The organism is Paraburkholderia adhaesiva, assembly GCF_021390575.1.
GTDB lineage: Bacteria > Pseudomonadota > Gammaproteobacteria > Burkholderiales > Burkholderiaceae > Paraburkholderia > Paraburkholderia adhaesiva.
In genome coordinates, this window is sequence record NZ_JAJEJQ010000005.1 from 193,941 (window position 1) to 210,425 (window position 16,485).

Annotated in this window: 17 protein-coding genes; 7 read left to right on the forward strand and 10 right to left on the reverse strand. The window is 58.4% G+C overall.

Annotated features, from left to right (window positions below; translation table 11 throughout):
- Positions 1-17 precede the first annotated feature (17 nt).
- The 4 genes from L0U80_RS31045 to L0U80_RS31060 all read right to left on the reverse strand — a co-directional run bounded on the left by L0U80_RS31045 (position 18) and on the right by L0U80_RS31060 (position 3,226).
- Positions 18-359, reverse strand: a complete 342-nt coding sequence (locus L0U80_RS31045; RefSeq protein ID WP_233875127.1) for a hypothetical protein — start codon at positions 357-359, stop codon at positions 18-20.
- Positions 360-452: 93 nt separating this feature from the next.
- Entirely contained in the window at positions 453-839 is a 387-nt protein-coding gene (locus L0U80_RS31050) for a hypothetical protein (protein WP_233875130.1), read from the reverse strand.
- A gap of 56 nt (positions 840-895) precedes the next feature.
- Positions 896-2,551: a hypothetical protein gene (locus L0U80_RS31055; RefSeq protein WP_233875133.1), complete on the reverse strand. Its 1,656-nt coding sequence runs from the start codon at positions 2,549-2,551 to the stop codon at positions 896-898.
- A 36-nt stretch (positions 2,552-2,587) separates the two neighbouring features.
- Positions 2,588-3,226, reverse strand: a complete 639-nt coding sequence (locus tag L0U80_RS31060) for a hypothetical protein (protein WP_233875135.1) — start codon at positions 3,224-3,226, stop codon at positions 2,588-2,590.
- A gap of 208 nt (positions 3,227-3,434) precedes the next feature.
- On the opposite strand from L0U80_RS31060, the gene L0U80_RS31065 reads away from it, so the two are divergent.
- Together L0U80_RS31065 and L0U80_RS31070 are read left to right on the forward strand one after the other, a co-directional pair.
- A complete protein-coding gene (locus L0U80_RS31065) occupies positions 3,435-4,301 on the forward strand; it encodes a hypothetical protein (protein WP_233875137.1) in 867 nt (288 codons plus the stop codon).
- Positions 4,261-5,625 carry a hypothetical protein gene (locus tag L0U80_RS31070; protein ID WP_233875139.1) on the forward strand — a complete coding sequence of 455 codons (1,365 nt, stop codon included), beginning with the start codon at positions 4,261-4,263 and terminating at the stop codon, positions 5,623-5,625. Before L0U80_RS31065 ends, L0U80_RS31070 begins: the two co-directional genes overlap by 41 nt.
- A 62-nt stretch (positions 5,626-5,687) precedes the next feature.
- On the opposite strand, the gene L0U80_RS31075 is transcribed toward L0U80_RS31070, so the two are convergent.
- The gene (locus L0U80_RS31075; protein WP_233875141.1) at positions 5,688-6,599 is read right to left on the reverse strand and encodes an AbiTii domain-containing protein; all 912 of its coding nucleotides are present in this window, start codon (positions 6,597-6,599) and stop codon (positions 5,688-5,690) included.
- Positions 6,600-6,845: 246 nt separating this feature from the next.
- Here L0U80_RS31075 and L0U80_RS31080 point away from each other — a divergent pair, with 246 nt between their 5' ends.
- Together L0U80_RS31080 and L0U80_RS31085 are read left to right on the forward strand one after the other, a co-directional pair.
- Positions 6,846-7,604 (forward strand): hypothetical protein, encoded by a 759-nt coding sequence (locus L0U80_RS31080; protein ID WP_233875144.1) that lies wholly within the window; start codon positions 6,846-6,848, stop codon positions 7,602-7,604.
- Positions 7,605-7,730: 126 nt separating this feature from the next.
- Complete coding sequence (locus L0U80_RS31085; RefSeq protein WP_233875146.1) at positions 7,731-8,561, forward strand: N-acetylmuramidase domain-containing protein; 831 nt, start codon at positions 7,731-7,733, stop codon at positions 8,559-8,561.
- 126 nt (positions 8,562-8,687) lie between these two features.
- Here the strand turns inward: L0U80_RS31085 and L0U80_RS31090 are convergent, their stop codons facing one another.
- Together L0U80_RS31090 and L0U80_RS31095 are read right to left on the reverse strand one after the other, a co-directional pair.
- A complete protein-coding gene (locus L0U80_RS31090; protein ID WP_233875149.1) occupies positions 8,688-10,508 on the reverse strand; it encodes a hypothetical protein in 1,821 nt (606 codons plus the stop codon).
- A 188-nt stretch (positions 10,509-10,696) separates the two neighbouring features.
- Positions 10,697-11,584 carry an arabinofuranosidase catalytic domain-containing protein gene (locus tag L0U80_RS31095; protein ID WP_233875154.1) on the reverse strand — a complete coding sequence of 296 codons (888 nt, stop codon included), beginning with the start codon at positions 11,582-11,584 and terminating at the stop codon, positions 10,697-10,699.
- A 127-nt stretch (positions 11,585-11,711) separates the two neighbouring features.
- On the opposite strand from L0U80_RS31095, the gene L0U80_RS31100 reads away from it, so the two are divergent.
- From L0U80_RS31100 to L0U80_RS31110, 3 genes are all read left to right on the forward strand, one after another.
- Positions 11,712-12,995, forward strand: coding sequence for a hypothetical protein (locus L0U80_RS31100; RefSeq protein ID WP_233875157.1), 1,284 nt, complete (start codon positions 11,712-11,714; stop codon positions 12,993-12,995).
- A 13-nt stretch (positions 12,996-13,008) separates the two neighbouring features.
- A complete protein-coding gene (locus tag L0U80_RS31105) occupies positions 13,009-13,482 on the forward strand; it encodes a hypothetical protein (RefSeq protein WP_233875159.1) in 474 nt (157 codons plus the stop codon).
- Between the two features lie 64 nt (positions 13,483-13,546).
- Positions 13,547-14,842 (forward strand): hypothetical protein, encoded by a 1,296-nt coding sequence (locus L0U80_RS31110; protein ID WP_233875162.1) that lies wholly within the window; start codon positions 13,547-13,549, stop codon positions 14,840-14,842.
- Positions 14,843-14,845: 3 nt separating this feature from the next.
- Here the strand turns inward: L0U80_RS31110 and L0U80_RS31115 are convergent, their stop codons facing one another.
- The 3 genes from L0U80_RS31115 to L0U80_RS31125 all read right to left on the reverse strand — a co-directional run bounded on the left by L0U80_RS31115 (position 14,846) and on the right by L0U80_RS31125 (position 16,455).
- A complete protein-coding gene (locus L0U80_RS31115) occupies positions 14,846-15,520 on the reverse strand; it encodes a hypothetical protein (protein WP_233875165.1) in 675 nt (224 codons plus the stop codon).
- A gap of 42 nt (positions 15,521-15,562) precedes the next feature.
- Positions 15,563-15,892, reverse strand: a complete 330-nt coding sequence (locus L0U80_RS31120) for a hypothetical protein (RefSeq protein WP_233875168.1) — start codon at positions 15,890-15,892, stop codon at positions 15,563-15,565.
- Positions 15,893-15,972: 80 nt separating this feature from the next.
- Complete coding sequence (locus L0U80_RS31125) at positions 15,973-16,455, reverse strand: DUF3761 domain-containing protein (RefSeq protein WP_233875171.1); 483 nt, start codon at positions 16,453-16,455, stop codon at positions 15,973-15,975.
- Positions 16,456-16,485 lie beyond the last annotated feature (30 nt).

Consider the following 16,485-nt stretch of genomic DNA (forward strand, 5'->3'; position numbering starts at 1 on the left):
GTCTGGTGATGCCCTGCTTACCTGTCATCCCAGATCTGGTGCCGGCAGACTTCGGTTGATACCAGTGGCAGCGGTTCAAGGGCGATACCCCATGCGTTGAGCAAGCCATCGAAAGACGGCTGGGCCTGCGAGCGCGGCGTCGGCAATGCCACGCCGGTAACACGATAACGGACCCGTTCTTTCGCTTTCGCGCCCCGGAGGACAAGACGCTCAAGCGCACCATTTCGAACTGCATACTGCACGGCATCCGACGCCGTGCGCGAATTCATCAGCCCGGCCGCCGTGATTTCGCCGACCGTTGCGTCCTTGCGCTCACGCAGCCACTCCAGCAGAATTTCAGCCTTTGCGTGCGTACTCATCTCGTTTATCCCTTGCTCCCTGTGTTGCCCAGATCGGGGCATGACCTGATTATATCTTCCGTCAATATAGGCTCGAATTCCGTGGATTCAACGTCAGCCGGGGTTCGTGTCGGGGTTTCCTGTGACCTCCTGGAATTCCTTGACCATCCTTTCGTTCACGCGATCGCGGCTTTGCTGGGCCAGTAACGATTGCTCCAGCACGAAGGCCACCAGGTCACCTGGCAACGACAGGAACTCGATCAGGTTCAGTCCGAAGTGCGCCAGGACCTGGCGCTTTTCGTATTGCCGGATCCGCTCGTACAGAAGACCACCTGAAGACGTATCCTCGGCTTCGTGCATTGCGACCAGTGACAATGTCGCGCCGCGGTTATCCAGCGCGTGGTTGTAGATGCAGTAAGCCGTTTCGTAGCAGTCGCGCAGCAGCAACTGGACATCCGTCGAGTTTGCGATGGCCGGCGCGTGCTCCAGCGCAAACTGCACCGGATTCTCGTCCGGCACGCGAGCACCAAAGTCCGGCTGCGAGACGTGCAGACGTTTCAGTCCCTCAGGTTGATCTGGCTCATTTTCTGCCCGAGCAGGGTAAAAAAAGTGTTTTCGACGTTCATCGGCAGGATATGCGGGAATCGTGGCAGCCGGTTCTCCTCGTCGGGCGTCACGGTGTTCGTGCCGATGAGCGCGACCGTGCAGTCGTCAATGTACTTGCGCACCTCGGTGAAGTAGTGGTTGCGCACCTCCTCGCCAGGCGAGAGCTCGTTCATGGCGTTCTCGATCGTTTCGCGATCGACGATGCCGGACTCGCCGAAATGGATCTCCTGTACCCAGTGAACGTACTGGCGCATGTTCGTGGCCTGTCCGTGCGCGAGGATGTAGTTGTTGCGTTTCTCGTCATCGGGCGGCACTTCCATGGCACCATCGATGATGCGTACGATCTCGCCGATCCAGCGCTCGCCGGCGAGCACATATTCGGCGGCCGAGGGTACACGCAGCGTCATCGCGATTTCGCGGCTGAGCTGCACACGCCGCGGCTGTCCGATCGTGAATTCGCTGCGGTACCGATTGACGCTCTCGGCACTCATCGTGCTGCTGCCGCGCCCGGCCATATGCCGGATCTGCCATGCGGTGAGCGCCTTGTTGTCGACCCATAGCAGCTTGCTCACGTTCAGTTTGCTGCGCAGGATCCGCTCCTCCTTTGTGGCGGGATCGATGTACGGGCGCGCGTACTGAAAGCCGCGAGGCCAGATCGAGCACGCCAGACCCCAGAAGAGAATGGGCAGATCGGGCGCGAGGATCAGTTCCCGGATCCTGTCCTTCTCCTGCAGCGTCGTGTCGTGCAGGTGATCCATGGCGAAGTCGAGCAACCACTTCGTCAGATACGAGGACGTATTCGCAAACGCAAAGCCGGTGGTGTTGCGCCCCAGATCGATCTTGTCCTCCATCAGTTGCCGGTTGAGTTCGAGCATCGCCATCTCGTTCGGTGCCTTCAGCGACACGTGAAATCCCGAATGAAAGAGCGGCACCTGGATGACGGCGCCAAGCCCCAGCATCGAGCGTATCTGCAGGATCGCCTTTTCGCCCGATACCTTCTCGTTCGGCACGCTCGCAAACGAGAGCCGCCCCAGATTGATCCTGCCCTGCTCCGAGTTGACACCCTGCTTCCACTCGCTGCCTTCGCGATTGATCGACGTCTGCCATTGATCGCCGCGGGGAGCCAGTCCATTCGCGGCATTCGCCATCCTGTACCACTCACGACCGTCTTCGGTCTTTGTGATGTCGATGTTCGGCAGCGTGTCCATGATGTCGCTGATGTGCTTGCGTGTACTCGCGTGGCCGACCAGGAAGACGTCGTCCGGATTCCAGTCCCTCTCGAGTGGCGGAAACGTCTCGTACTCCTGCACCGTGGTCCGGGAGGGTGCGAGTGGCGGCACGATGACATTGACGCTATGCTGGTCGCTTCCCTCCTCCAGTTCCCTCCGATCGACCGATTCATCGGCACTGTCAGGTTGTCTGTCGACCTGGCGAGCATCTGGAGAGTCGCGGGCGTCCTCCTGTTCAACAGCTAGTTCTGAAGCGTACCCGGGAGGAGCAGCGCCAGGTACCTCTTCAAATCCATCGGCGGGCTCGTCGGTGGGCCAATCGGTGGGCGATGGCTGCCCTTCCGGTACGGGTTGATCCGTGGGGTAATCCTCGGGCACGGTGACCTCCCGATGCGAAGACGATCAATTGCGCGGCTACTTTTCCGGACGGGGCACCTCGGCTTCCACGACCTGCACATCGCTGGCTGATTCGTCCTGGTCAGACGCGACTGCATTGGTGGCGACTTCGACGAAGCTGGCTTGAGTGGCCAATGTGCCGGGCCGTGCCCCTGCAAGGGTGAGTTCTGCTTCATGCGTGTATTCGAGCAGGTGATTGACGATGGGGATCAGCGTCTGGTCATGCCGGAGCTGCCACATCACGTACTGTTCGAAGAGCATCGCTGCGAAGAGGTTCTCGTCGGGGTCCTCCGTGCCCCCTGTCTTGCCGGCGTGCGCTTCATGCAGGCCGACGAGCTCGCGGGCGAGCTGTTCCATGTCGCACCTGAACTGGACAAGCAGCGCGCAGTAGTCCACCTTGTCGTCGAGTTGCGCGAGGAGCACGGGGTCGGTGAGGACGGGCGCAGCGCGCTTGACCCAGTGATCCATCAACGCACGCATCTTCAGATACATGTCATTGAGCACGTCCCATTGCCCCTGCGCGTGGTCGGCGACGGCCAGGGGGGCCGCCTGCGCAATCGGCGCTTCCCGGAAGACCGGCCGATAGCCTGACTGGCTGTTCGAGTGCACCTGCCTGTGTGCATTGCGCTTGCGTCGCGACTTCGTTTTTTCCGTCATTTCTCGGCTACTCCACAAAACCTGATTTCTTTGCTTCGCGATTCATCATTTGAGGGAAATGAGAAATGCGACCCCGAGCCATTCGTTCGCGGAAATGTCGCTGAATGGATCACCAAAGCATGGAACCGAAGGATATTTTTTAACGTAAGGACTCCAGATGATTGACATCCTGCGGGACTACCTTGCGCAGGCGTCGTCGCCCGAGTTCATGCAAGGCATCGACGAAGCCCATGCAGTTCTCGATGACTTTGGCGTCGAGGACTATCCGGATATTTTTGTGCAGATCCTGATGATGGACGACGTGGTCGATCGCGGACAAACCGTGCAGGATGTGTACGACGCCACACGTGATCTGCAGGTGGGATTGCTCAAGGCACTTGGCATCACCGTTTCCGATGACGCGCGTGTCACTCAACTGACAGTACTGCTCAGGGGCCTCAAGGCCATCGAGAGCTTTCACGATCCTCACGCTATCTTGCAGCACTGCGAGCTCCAGTCGCATCCCGAAGAACTGCTGGCTGAAGTGCTAGGCCTAACCACCGGCGCGTCAGCGGAGGAATTGCTGGTTGATCTTCACGGCGTAGACCAGCCCACCATCCAGCGTATTGTCGAGGTAGCGATCGCGATGGTCGAAGACCAGACGCCCGAGGGCGACCGGCCGGACAAGACCCAATACGTTCAGGCGTGGAAACGCTTCAGGGAATTCACGAACAGTCCGCCGGTCCTGCTCGAGCGCTTCTTCGCCGATGGGCTGGATGTAGGCTATCCGTTCACCCTCTACGTGAACATGATCGGTCCGGAGCTCGAAACGCTGCCCCCCGACGTGATCGCTGCCAATCTCGTCGCCATGGCGCTGATCTCCAGCGACGGCAACGGGAACCCACGCGGCATGATCAGCGCACACATCGATACGCTGCTTCATGACCTCGAGCTCACTACGAAAGTGACGGTCGCGGCAAACGATCTGCTTCTGAAATGTGAGATCCGGTTGACCACGGCCATCAGGACGCAACTGCAAACGGAAACGCCCGGCGATGGACAAACGAACTTTCTTCCTGAAGGCGATGGCGGCTGAGGAGTATCGCCGCCGCGCGTGGGTCATTTCGGCGTTCAGCCAGACACGCGAGAATCCGGAAGCGTGGAAGGCGGACCCGTATCCATGGCGAATTGTGCAGACACCCGCTGCACATTTCTTTGTCGATCCGGAAAAAGGCACTGACAGGAACCGCGAACTGACGGCCATTGACGATGCCAAAGCCGGCGAGCCACCCTTTACCTTTCGCGAACCCATCGACCTGAAGGTGGCAGAGGTACCGAATCTCCATCGCGATGTGCGAACGACCTACGGAAACACGCTGTTCAATTTCCTGGTGCTCGTCTATCCGTTCGGAGACCGCGTCGAGTTCCAGCTCGGACGAGTGAGTGCCGCGCAACTCGAGGAGCACGTGCTGAAGCGCACGATAGACGAACCCGAAGCCAGCGCCGATAGTGACGCTAAAAGGCCTGCACGGGTAACAGGTCCAGCGGCAAAAGGTCTCGAAGCACCGCTCTACACCAGCGAATACGTGAAATTCTCCAACGCGATGTTCCAGCTCACGGCCTTTACCCAGCTATGCGTGCCGGCCGTGACACGCAAGACCATGCAGGCGGCCCCTGGCATTCTCGAACTGCGCAACCGGCTACTTGAGCAGAACCGGGATCACCTGGACGATCCCGCTGTCGTCGCGGGAATCATGAAGGAGCTGGTGAAGTACGACAAGGAATATCTGAAGGGCGACGAGGGTGCCAACTTCCTCATCACGAAGAAGTCCTGGGATGTGGTGCGCACGCGTCTCTTTTCGATGATGGGCATGGAAGCAGGATTTGGCGATCTCACTCGCGCCGATCTCGTGAAGACATCTCTCGCCGAGGGGTGGGACATCAGCAAGTTCCCGGCCATGAACGATACCTTGCGGGCCGGCTCGTACAAGCGCGGCGCCGAAACGGCACTGGGCGGCGAACTCGTGAAGTGGCTGTTGCGTGTTTCGGCGAACCTGGGTGTCACGCAGGAAGACTGCGGCGCCCGCCTCGGGTTGGAAATGACGGTCGACGAGGACAATATCTACAAGCTGCCTGGCTCATCGGTCGTGACCTCCGGCGGTCACGAGAAGATCGACAGCGAGGAAGCGGCGCGCAAGTATCTCGGGAAGAAGATCATGCTGCGCAGTCCGATGTTCTGCACGCTGGCGAAAACCGACTACTGCTCGGTGTGCGCAGGCACCCGCCTCTCGCTCAATCCCACGGCGTTATCCGTTGCAATCTCAGATTATGGGTCTACGTTTATGGGTCTTTCGCTTGGGGCTATGCACGGGAAGGTGCTAGAGACGGCCAAGATGGATTACAGCAAGGCCATCACCTAGCGGGGCGCATCAGTTAGTTCACTAGGGGTCTACCGGAGACTGTTGCTAGTACGCATAGGCAATCAGTTTGACCCAAGCCCGTAGTAGTTCGATATCGCGCCGGACAGCAAGTTGCCTGCTGCAGCTACACCGATTTGCCATCCACCGCTTGCCGCCTTTTGCATCATGTTGCCTATCCAGTGGGCGACCTTCGGACCGAATGATTTCGTCTGCTTCGGAGCATCTCCATCGTCAGAAATAGCTCGATTGAGTGTCACTAGGTCGTCTGCAGGCACCCCCGCCTCGCGCAACACCTCCTCCAACTGTGCGATGTTGCCTTCATTGATCGTATTTGTGACCGTCGTAGTGTTCTGATTTCCGACGATGATGGTGGTGTTGGATCCGAAAATTGCCGATGAAAATAGACCCTGCGTATTCACTCCCGCTGCTGCCTTCTTCAATTCTGCCTCCGGTACGTCGCCAATTTTATCCTGCAAATTTAAAACGAATTCAAGTAGGCGCGAGCGAATTTCGACGAGAACGCCTGCGATTTGCGTTGAGCCGATAAGGCTTCTGGCGCTGGTTACGTATGCATTGTCATACACCTGCCCCAAGATGCCATAAAACTCAGGAGGGACTGCAGATCCCACGCTTCCCTCCTTCGCCGTAGCAAATTCCTGTAGCTCCGCAACGGAATGTCCGAGATGTGCTTTACAGAATCTCTCACGGAACTCATCGGGGAGATGGAGGGTCGCCAGCGTGACGTTGGTATATCTCCGAGCCATGTTCTCGACAGTGCCGGTGAGCTGTGCGCTGACAATTCGATACTCGGGAACGGCACCGTTGCTCGGATACCCATTCAGTTCGCTATTGAGCCAACCATCAATGTCCTTGTGACCTATCAGATGCATTAGCACCTTCGTCTTCAATAGCGCGCTCGCTAAAGAGCTCTTCTCATCACTCAGCAGCGAAATAATATCGTCAAAAAGTTGCATCCTTGCCCCCTTGCGAAGAAGAGATCATACCCCGACTGAAGGGAGAAATCCTCAAACGCCTAGCTGGTTGCTAACGAGCAGAAGCGTCGCACAGGTCGCAAAGTGATTTCGGACGCGCCGGGTTGTGCGAGCGTCCGAAATATGGGCGGCAAGATTCCTGAAACGGCAAGAATGGACTACCGGCAATCAATCATCTGAGTGCTGTAACGCGCTCAGGCCTGTCAACTTTTGACGCGGGAGCCGCAGATGAGTGACGAACCTAAGGAAGCGAAAGGAGCAAACCCGGGCGCCAATACATCTGCGCGCGCGAAGGAGGTTGGGAAGCAGGACGGCAACGCTAACCAGTCAGGCAATGAAGCGGCCAGCCAGAGCGCTGGCACGAATGAACCGCCGGACAAAACGCCGCCCGCGCCGGCCGGTGAAGGATCGAACGCAACTAACAATCTACCCGTGCCGCCACCTCGAAGAGCGGCTGCACGTCCGGCTAGCCCGGCTCCCACTAGCGGCCCTCGAGAGCAGCAGCCACAGGGCCAACAGGGAGGGCAAGAGCAGGAAGGCAACCAGAAGGACGTGACGATGGAAGTCACGATTGCTGGCCAGATGATCATCAACACGATCACGGACTACGCGCAAAAGATGAAACCAGGCCGCCTGATCACGCAGGCCGACGGCATGCGCCAGCAGGTGAGCCTGTGCAACGCGATCTTTGCTTCCATCAATACACTCGATGCGGATTTCAAGTCGGTGCTCACGACGATTCTCGGCATCCTGCACCGCGAACGTGACGCAGCATTTCGTGAAACGCATCTGTTCCGCTACTGGGATCAGGTGGCCCTGTCGAAGAACCAGCGACGTGGCTTCGAGAAGATCATCACGCTGCTCAAGACACTCGCTGATCCGAAGACTCGCCAGACGGCGTTGCGCCAGGTCGACTTCGAACGCCTGCTGCAATACGGCCTGACGGAAAAAGGGCGTACGCGCCTTGCTGCATATTTTGGCAAATAAGTTGGTAAATGAGTTAGTAAGCAGTTCCTCGTAATACGGGCGCACTCATCCTGTGAATCCCCTCGCCTGTCCGGCTTCTTCAGGTCATGGGCGAGGGTTCAATCCGCCGATGAGGAGAATCCGACCATGCCCGCCCTTCCCTCAGGTACATCCTCTACGCAGGCCCAGCAGATCCAGCGCGCGCTGAACGAGAAAACCGGTGCGAGTCTGAAGATCGATGGTCAGTTCGGGCCACTCTCCATTTCCGCGCTCCAGAAATACCAGTCCCAGATCGGCGTGCCGGTTTCAGGCATCTACGACTCGGCAACCCAGGCGATCCTCGGGCCATTCATGGCATTGAAGTATCTTGGGCCCACCTCTTTCCAGCAGGCTGCCCAGAAGCTCGGTGTAGATGTCGCTACCGTTCAGGCGGTGTGTCAGGTGGAAGCCAAAGGCGCTGGCTTTCTCGACAACGGTCAGTGCATCATCCTCTTCGAGCGCGCGCAGCTTTACAAGCAGCTCGTCCCGCTGCTTCCCGCCGCGAAACTCAGCCAGCTTGTGAGCCAGTATCCGACGCTCATCAATACCAGCGCCGGTGCCTATCTCGGTGGGGCGGCCGAGTGGACGCGTCTTTCACAGGCCCAGCAGATCATCAAGGGCTGCGGCGTCGATCCCAACGTTGCCTGCAGGGCGTGCTCGTGGGGTCTCTTCCAGATCATGGGCTATTACTTCACGGAGCTCGGCTACACGAGTGTGAGCGATTACGTCAACGCCATGCAGATGAGCGAGTCTCACCAGCTCGACGCGTTCGTACGGTTCGTCACCAACATGAACGGTGGCGCGATGCTGCGCTACCTGAAAGCCAAAGACTGGCTGCACTTCGCCTTGCAGTACAACGGACAGGCTGCGGTTACCATGAACAACTATCCACAGAAGCTGAAGGACGCCTACACGGCCCTGACCAGGACAGGGCCCTGAATAGCCGCTGATGCTGAAGATGCTGTTCCCCTATTCGATTATCCGAAATGATTTAAGGCGATATCAGGGAGACGCGCCAGCTGCATCTGCCGTTGGCGCCTCTTTTTGTTTCGGCTCGTCCATTTCCTATTCATCATCCTCACGCTCGAAGTCCTCATCGGGCTCTTCGTCATCGCCGACGTCCTCTCCGCTGTACCAGACATCCGGGGCATCGCACTTCGTGACCAGCGAGTAAGCCGGGATGTCGAACTTCAATCCCTTTGCGCGAGCGAACGCGTCGAGCCATTGATCAAGCGATGGCAACCCATACAGTCCACACGCTACCTCGACGGCGTTGGTGGCGCCTCCGGAGAGGTTGATGCCCTGCATGCGGCGGGTGTGCTCGCTTACCCCCGTGATCGTGTTGAGTTCGCGTGAGGTGGTTTCCTTGCTAATGTTGAACGTCTCTTCGCCAGTGGGATAGGAACTGAGCGCATCAAGGTCGGCAGCATGAGCACGAATCGAGGTACGAAGCTTCGGCGCTTCTTCGATCAGACACAGGCCATTGTCGGCCACGAGATGAGCCGGCAGGGTCACGATCCAACCCGAAGGGCTGACGACGTAGGCGTCGAGTTCCGTGTGCATTGAATCCGACGTGGTGCCGATGACTCGTCCCTTCTCCTCCAGGCAGAAGTAATGCAGCCGGTCAACGAGGCGTCGTGGCTGCGAGTTAAAGTTGCAGAAGTCAGACCATCCAGCAAAGCCCGGGAGTGTTAGCTGCAGGTCCCGGGTCTCCTCGTCGAGCAGTTCCATCGAGATGCAGTCGAACACGTTATAGATCACGTATTCGAGTGGGTAATGCTGCTGCATGAACCGATGCCATGAAATGCCGGCGAGATGTCGCGCCGCTTCAAACCGTAGCTTTCTGATCCGGTCACCGAACGTCTTTCTGAGTATCGCGTCGAGCGCATACGAGGGGTCCTTGCCCTTTTGCGAACGCAGATGCCAGTAGACGCACATGGCGTCGATGAAGTAGAAGCTGGCAGGACAGAAGACCGTATGCCACTGCGCATGGGGCGGGATCGGGCTGACTTTCCCAGAAGCGGTTACCTTCCGGTTGCTGCCGACCTTGTATCTGAAGTGTCGCCAGGCTTCAGGCACAGCCGGATCGCTGAACACGTCCTTGGGATCGAGGCCGGCGTGCTCCAGACATTCGAGCATCTTCGGCATGTCGAAGTTGATGTTCCAGATCGCGATGAAATCCGGCTTCCATTCATGCGCTTTCCGGAAGCACGCGAGGACGATCTCCGCGGCGCTGTCGACCAGTACGATCTCCCAACGCACATGACGCCCGGTGCAGACGTCGCCAATGTAGTGATCCAGCTTGCCGCGAAGTTCGTGTTCGACGTTCCCTTGCTCGTTCTGGGCGGTAACGAAGGACTTTCTGATGGCCGTGATGGCGCAGTCGCGATACGAGAGCGTGGCCATGATGATCTCGCCCGTACCATGAATGGCATCCGTCTCAACATCGAACGCCGCCACGCCGTAAGGGGTGTTGACGGCGGGAAACCGTTCCATGTACGTCTTGCGGATGACGGAGGTCGACAGCAGGTCGGCGCCGTAGAGGTACGGGGAGCGTTTGAGGATGTGCGGATCGCGCACCCCGGGCGTGCCCAGCGCCTTCGCGATCGCCAGGTTCTGGTTCGCGCGTGTGCTCTCGAAGCGGGTGAGTCGCTCGAGCAGCTCCCACTCTTTTTTTTCCTTATGGTTTCGGAATGCGGACTTCGTAACCCAGAATGGAAAAGAGAAGTTCCTGATGAGCCGGACATGCGGCTTCGTGGAGCCATCCGGGTAGTGTGCAATTTCCTTGACGAGGTGGTAGTCATCGCGTTCGCCCCTGGGTGGCGGGCAATACACCGCAAACCGGCATTCCCAGGCAACCGGTTTGCTGCTGGCCGTCCCTGACATGGGTACCCCCGTGTCACATCGATCGCTGGATCAGCGGAGCAGCGCGTCAGCTTAGATAGCGGCCAGGGCATCACTATGAGATGTCAGGTGGCTTCCTGGCTGCGAGCACACGATGGGAGCGACTGGTTAAATTCGGCAAGCGACTCCTGAGCGGAGCGAAAGAACCGCCTGAGCACTGGATCGCGTCTTCACGGGGTGTTCCAGTAGGTCTGCTGGTTTTGATACAGGACGGCTTCGTAACCGGGCGGCAGCATAATCACTTCGGCAAGTGAGGAGGTCATGATCGTGCCGAATGTTCCACTTGGTGAGAGCGCCGGAACGCCTAGTGAGAGGCCATTGATTGAGGCGTAGCTGGGTGCCCTGTTATTTGTCGCCTCAACCCCATTCAACCAGAGAGTCAATGGCTGCCCCACGAGAAACGCGTTCACACTGTTGAAATTCGTTGATGACGCAGGGGCGGCGCTGCTTACAGTTATTGAAGAGTTATAGGCCTCCCCGAAAATTATCCGCGAGGACGCGGTGTAGGCGGTTTCCACACCGACCATGATGGTGCCGGCTGTCGACGGTGTCGCTGGTGCGCTTAGAAACGGTTCGACAACTCCGGATGGTTGTGAGATTGAACAGTTGAATACCGCGTTGATCGTGAACGGATGCAGCGCCGGAGCGATCGCAGGGAATGACGAAGTCAGCGTTTGACCTGCAGTATTTGAATTCGCGATGACAGCCGGCTGCATGTTGACCGTGACAAGCGCCCCACTCTGCACGACATAAGGCTGTGCCCCGGCTGCCGCCGATGCGTGATAGCCATTACCCGACTGGTCGTACCACAAGCTGACAGCCGCATCGCCAGAGCCTGCAAAGTTCAGCAGGGTTGCCGTGTCCAGATCACCTTTCTGGGTGAACGGGATGTCCTTCGCGGCGGCGTCTGAAGAGCGCACAACCTGAATGGCCGCCCCCAGATAACGTCCGGTGAGCCGGCGAAGGCTGTATGCGACAAATGGCCAGGCTCCCAGACCGTCCAGCATGCCCTTGTACGACTCAGAGCACCATAGCAGCCGATGTGAAAGATAACTCACTGAGCCTCCGCTGCGAGAAGTCCAAAGTGCGTGTACGCGCCGTCCTGTCAGACCTTCGTGAGCCACAAAACGACGATCGTGCTCACCTTACTTTCCTGCCCTTTTCCACGTACAAAGGATGTGTGCCATGTGGCTTAAAAAGCAGCTCTCGCACGTCGCCTGTGAGGACGTCGAGTTTCAGAGCGATACATTCTTTCGGGAACTGAGTGCATTGTTTCGGGAGCTTGAAAGTGTCGACCAGAACGCGATTGCGGACCATGACGCCGCGATGCAGATGCCCGCGGTGATCGCGCACTACACGGGCATGAATGTGAAGGTTGCCTGGGGAAATGATGGCCCAGCGATTATTCCCCCGGCCATCACGAAGAACCACGTACTGCTAAACAGATGGGGTGACTTCTACCGCCAACACGTGTTGACCAATATGGACGCGGATAAACTGATTGCGCAAAGCGAGACCCGGCCCATAGGCCGCGTAGACCGCAGGAATGCGCGCGTCTCAGGCGTATTCAGCGAGCTGCAATCGGTGCTGGTGGTGCCACCGCAAATCTTCCAGAAAAAGCTGCTCGCCGAAGAGATCGCAGCGATTGTCCTTCACGAAATCGGACACGGCTTTGCGTATTTCGAACTCATCAGCCACACGTTGACGACCAACCAGATTCTGGCGGGCCTGTCGAAGAAGCTGGATCAGTCGGCCAGCATCAAGGACCGCGAAGCCGTGCTTGCCAAAGTGAAATCGGTTGCCCAGCTTCAGGATCTGGATGTGGAGATGCTGGCGAAATCAGCCGACAGGAAGGTCATCGAAATCGTGGTCGTGTCGAACATCGCCCGTGAACTCCAGTCAGAGCTTGGCATGCCGCTGTTTGACATGAACAGCTTTGAAGCGATTGCGGACCAGTTCGCCGTGCGCCTTGGCGCAGGCAGGGCACTGGTGACCGGGCTCGACAAGCTCAACAGGGCTGCGGGCCATATTGCCTACCGCAATCGCCTCTCGTGGTTGCAGGCAGAGTTGATGAAAATCATTCTGCTGCTCGCACTGCCGCTGACGCTCGGCGGGACCTGGTCAATGCTGATGGCCAGTTGCACTGCTGATTCGACGGGCGCTGAGAACGAGGTCTACGGTTCGGTCAGGACACGTTTCGGTCGGATCCGCGAGCAGCTTGTCGAGGGGATGAAGAATCAGGCGCTCAGCAAGGAACTCCAGACCAGCTATGCGGAGGACATTGAGGCGATCGACGAGATTCTTGCAACAGTGAGCGATCGCCGGCAGCTCTTTAGCTACATGGCCGACTTCCTTTCTCCGTCACGGCGACAGCGGATCTCACAGGACAAGCTACAGCGCGAGCTCGAAAGCATTGCGAACAACGATCTCTTTGTGAAGGCCGCGGCACTGCGGCAAACCGGTCTCTGACTACGGTCCCATCATGAACGCAGAATTCGTCTCATTTCTCACCGCAACGAACACGCAGATCAAGGAACTGGAGCACCGTAGCCGCATCGTTGCGACGGCGGTTGCGCTCGCGGTCTCACGTGTCGTGTCCCTTCCCTCCGCCGCGGTCGAGGCGCCGGGTACTCACTACAACTTTACTGTGCTGTCCGAAGTCCAGCGATATATCGGCGAGTTCAATGAGGAGGTGGTGTTCGATGTGCGACTCGCCCTTGCGGCTGCCCGTGAATTCTGGATGCTACGCTACCACGCGGCGCACGTGGAGGCGTTCGCCATGGTTGTGCCCGCCGCCGGCTTCTACGACAACCTGATCGGTGTGCCCACCTACGTCGACAAGGATAGCTGCTGCTTCAACAACCAGCATCTGGTGGCGATCTTTGCGCTCGCCGGTCAGGCGCTCGCACTGATCCAGCAGATGCAGCAAGCGCAGCTGGGGGCGGATCATGTTTAATCAGAGCCTGAATGCCGGTATCGACGACGACTACGACACGGACCTCGACGTCGTACCCCAGATCGTGGAGACGATCGGCACGGGTGCGCCTCCTGAACTGGAGGAAGAAGCCCAGGCGATCTCCTCAATGGAAGCGCGCATTGAAGACCTGCTCGTGCTGCGCGCCGAGATCGTCAGTCAGCAAGGCATGAGCCAGGCGCTCGCGATCGAGGGTCTGCGCATCATGCCGGAGTTCGGAGACCGCGCGCCCGTAAGCTTCTATTCGCTGCGCCCCGGGCGCACGCGCCTTGCGATTGCGAACGAATCCATCATCGGCGGAATCTGGGCTTCCATCAAATCCGCGCTCGCCGCGCTCAGAAGAATGATCGGAAAGTTCATCGCCTGGGTCACAGGCAAGTCAGCCGACGGCGACAAGGGGGAAAATCTCGATGAGGCGGCCAGCGAGACAGACAAAAGTATCGCGTTGCTGGTGAAAACGGCCGAAGAGATGATCGATGTGATGAAGACTTACAGGAAAGGCACGTACCGGAATCGCGAAGGAGGTGGTCCTGCGAGCCTGTCCTTCGAGCAGGTGTTCGATTACGTGCACGGCAGTGCGAGGAACTACTTCTACGGCGATCAGGCGGGTGTTGAGAAACTTTATCTTGACCTGCTGGGTGACGGTGAGTATTCGAAAGCGATGCGCACAGTTGGGGCGCTCTGCGAGGGATTGATCGTCATTCTCAAGCAGCGTGTGAACCTGCTGGAGTCAATTGTCGAGAAGGACCTGAGAAAGCCGGATCTGTTCGCTCACGCGAACCTGGTAGCCGGCGACCTGGCCGACCTCGAAAAGCCGTTGACGGTCTCGTTCGAGGGGCACGAGCGTACGCTGGACGAACTCAATGTGCTTCTGCGTGACCTGAAAGCGGGTAGCGGCGCTAAACATGAGAGCAAAAAGCTGGACGTTGGGGAGCTCTACACGGCATTCTCGCGGATCGAACGTCGGATCAACATCAGTGAGTCGATCCGGTCGCTCCGTAAGCTCATGCCGCTGATGACGACGATGGAAGCGCATATCGCCGAGCTTGAAACGACGGCTGTTCACCTGTTCGCGCACGGGAAGGATGATGGCGAGGGAGCGATGGTCGGGTCAGCGCTGATAAGCGCTATTGGCAAGCTTGGAAAGGACGTGAGTGACCTGGGTGTGCTGGTGCATGGCGTACTGTCGTATGCCGCAGAGATCCGCTTGACTGCGAAGATGGCGATACGGCTGGCGAGGGACGTAGCGGGATTTATCGTCGAGAATGTCGTCGACGAAAACAACGAGGTGCCCGCCGAATGGGTGACGCTCATGGCAAAGCTTCAGCGCATTCACACCTGATATCTAGTGGTTTTGCGTATAGGTGAGCAATTCATCGACATATTTCGATCGCCGGCCGTTCACCTGGACGATCTCACCTGTTGTTGCCGCGTCCTGCTCAGCCTGAGACACACACGTGCTAAACCGATCCTCTTGATCATCAATTTGGGCAAAGGTCAACCCGTAACAGGTATGCTTGCCACGGGTGATGTATTTGTCGGTTATGCGATAAGTGGCAACATACGGGGCCCCCGTCATCTGGTTGATCGCGTTGGCGACATCCATCGTTGCCAGGAAGACAAGGATGGCCGCGCAGATTGATCCAGTTAGCCACGATTCGCGAGGTTCCATCTGACGCTCGTCCCTTGCATAGCGTGACTTGTACCAGCTACCGACAAGGGCCTTCTGGAGCCGCCATGCGACGAAAATGCCCGCAACTATTGCAACGGGCGCGGCCAGTCGCCAGTAATCGTGACTGATTCGGGTTGCAAGCCCGGACGGCACACCGCAAGCGAGCGCAATTCCGATCGCAATGACGAGGCAAATGGGACCGTACGTGCTGCGGCCGTTCGAGATGAACACGGACTCCTTCGATTGCATAAAAGATCGATCCAGTAACTTCTTCAGGGACATCGGTACGCAATCATCGTAGCTTTTGGGTGCCATCTGTTCAACGGGCAGGCCCTTGAACGCCGACAATTCGTACGCCTGTTTGATGTAGTCAGAAACGACTGCGCATCATTACCCACCAAACAGGGAGCTGGCTCCAACCGCGATGCCGGTTAGCACGCAAAGGCCAACCAGCGCTGCCAGAACGTCGATCATGATCTTTCGCCGGCCACGCGCACCCAGTACCACTGCGACTCCAAGCGCGAGCGCTACAGGCAGGAACAGGGCAATTTCGCTGGCACCATAGTAGCGACTATTGTCCAGCAGGATTGCCAATGGCAGGGACAGCGCGGCTCCGCCGACGAAGCTGATGAAGGCAATCGCAGCACCTGGCCCACGCAGGGAGATGCCGCTTAAGACTTGCCTGAGTTCGTCGAGCCGCTGCGGATGGAGTCTGAACATGGTTGTTGCCCTGCGCGGCTCAAAGCTTGCGTGTCCGGGTCATGAAGCCGGCGCCTCACGCGAAGCGCCGGCGTCAGTTGTTACTGGCAGGCCTTCCCTTGAACGCCGTGGAAGCCTTTCGCCTTCGCGTCCGCTTCTGACATGTAGGCGCCCTGCTTCGTCTTGCCGTAGTACTTGTCACCCTGGCAGTGATAGACCTTGGTACTGGTGTTCACCCAGACCTGGCCGGGGCCGCCCGCGGCCGTTGTTGTCGCGGTCGCTGCGACGACCGGCGCACTGGCGGCTTTCACCGGTGTGGTCGCTGCCACGACCGGCGCGCTCGCAGTGGCTACGTGGGCTGCAGCGGGCGCGGACCCTGCCACGGGTGCCGATGCTGTTCCGTACCACGTCTTGACACCCTTGTGACCCGAGCAGGCACCGCTTTTCGATGCGCCCGAATAGTACGTTCCGTCCTTGCAGAGACCCGTCGTACCGGCTGGCGCGCCAGCCGGTACCTGCGCGTGAGACATGGCTGACGCGAGCAGGGTTGCTGCTGCAATGGCTGAGGCAAGATACTTGTTCATCTGCTTGTTTCCTGTGGTGACAGTTGTCCG

Excerpts from the sequence above, each read along its gene's own strand:
- L0U80_RS31045 (WP_233875127.1), bottom strand. The coding sequence starts at position 359 with ATGAGTACGCACGCAAAGGCTGAAATTCTGCTGGAGTGGCTGCGTGAG.
- L0U80_RS31060 (WP_233875135.1), bottom strand. The coding sequence starts at position 3,226 with ATGACGGAAAAAACGAAGTCGCGACGCAAGCGCAATGCACACAGGCAG.
- L0U80_RS31065 (WP_233875137.1), top strand. The coding sequence starts at position 3,435 with ATGCAAGGCATCGACGAAGCCCATGCAGTTCTCGATGACTTTGGCGTC.
- L0U80_RS31070 (WP_233875139.1), top strand. The coding sequence starts at position 4,261 with ATGGACAAACGAACTTTCTTCCTGAAGGCGATGGCGGCTGAGGAGTAT.
- L0U80_RS31075 (WP_233875141.1), bottom strand. The coding sequence starts at position 6,599 with ATGCAACTTTTTGACGATATTATTTCGCTGCTGAGTGATGAGAAGAGC.
- L0U80_RS31080 (WP_233875144.1), top strand. The coding sequence starts at position 6,846 with ATGAGTGACGAACCTAAGGAAGCGAAAGGAGCAAACCCGGGCGCCAAT.
- L0U80_RS31085 (WP_233875146.1), top strand. The coding sequence starts at position 7,731 with ATGCCCGCCCTTCCCTCAGGTACATCCTCTACGCAGGCCCAGCAGATC.
- L0U80_RS31090 (WP_233875149.1), bottom strand. The coding sequence starts at position 10,508 with ATGTCAGGGACGGCCAGCAGCAAACCGGTTGCCTGGGAATGCCGGTTT.
- L0U80_RS31100 (WP_233875157.1), top strand. The coding sequence starts at position 11,712 with ATGTGGCTTAAAAAGCAGCTCTCGCACGTCGCCTGTGAGGACGTCGAG.
- L0U80_RS31105 (WP_233875159.1), top strand. The coding sequence starts at position 13,009 with ATGAACGCAGAATTCGTCTCATTTCTCACCGCAACGAACACGCAGATC.
- L0U80_RS31120 (WP_233875168.1), bottom strand. The coding sequence starts at position 15,892 with ATGTTCAGACTCCATCCGCAGCGGCTCGACGAACTCAGGCAAGTCTTA.
- L0U80_RS31125 (WP_233875171.1), bottom strand. The coding sequence starts at position 16,455 with ATGAACAAGTATCTTGCCTCAGCCATTGCAGCAGCAACCCTGCTCGCG.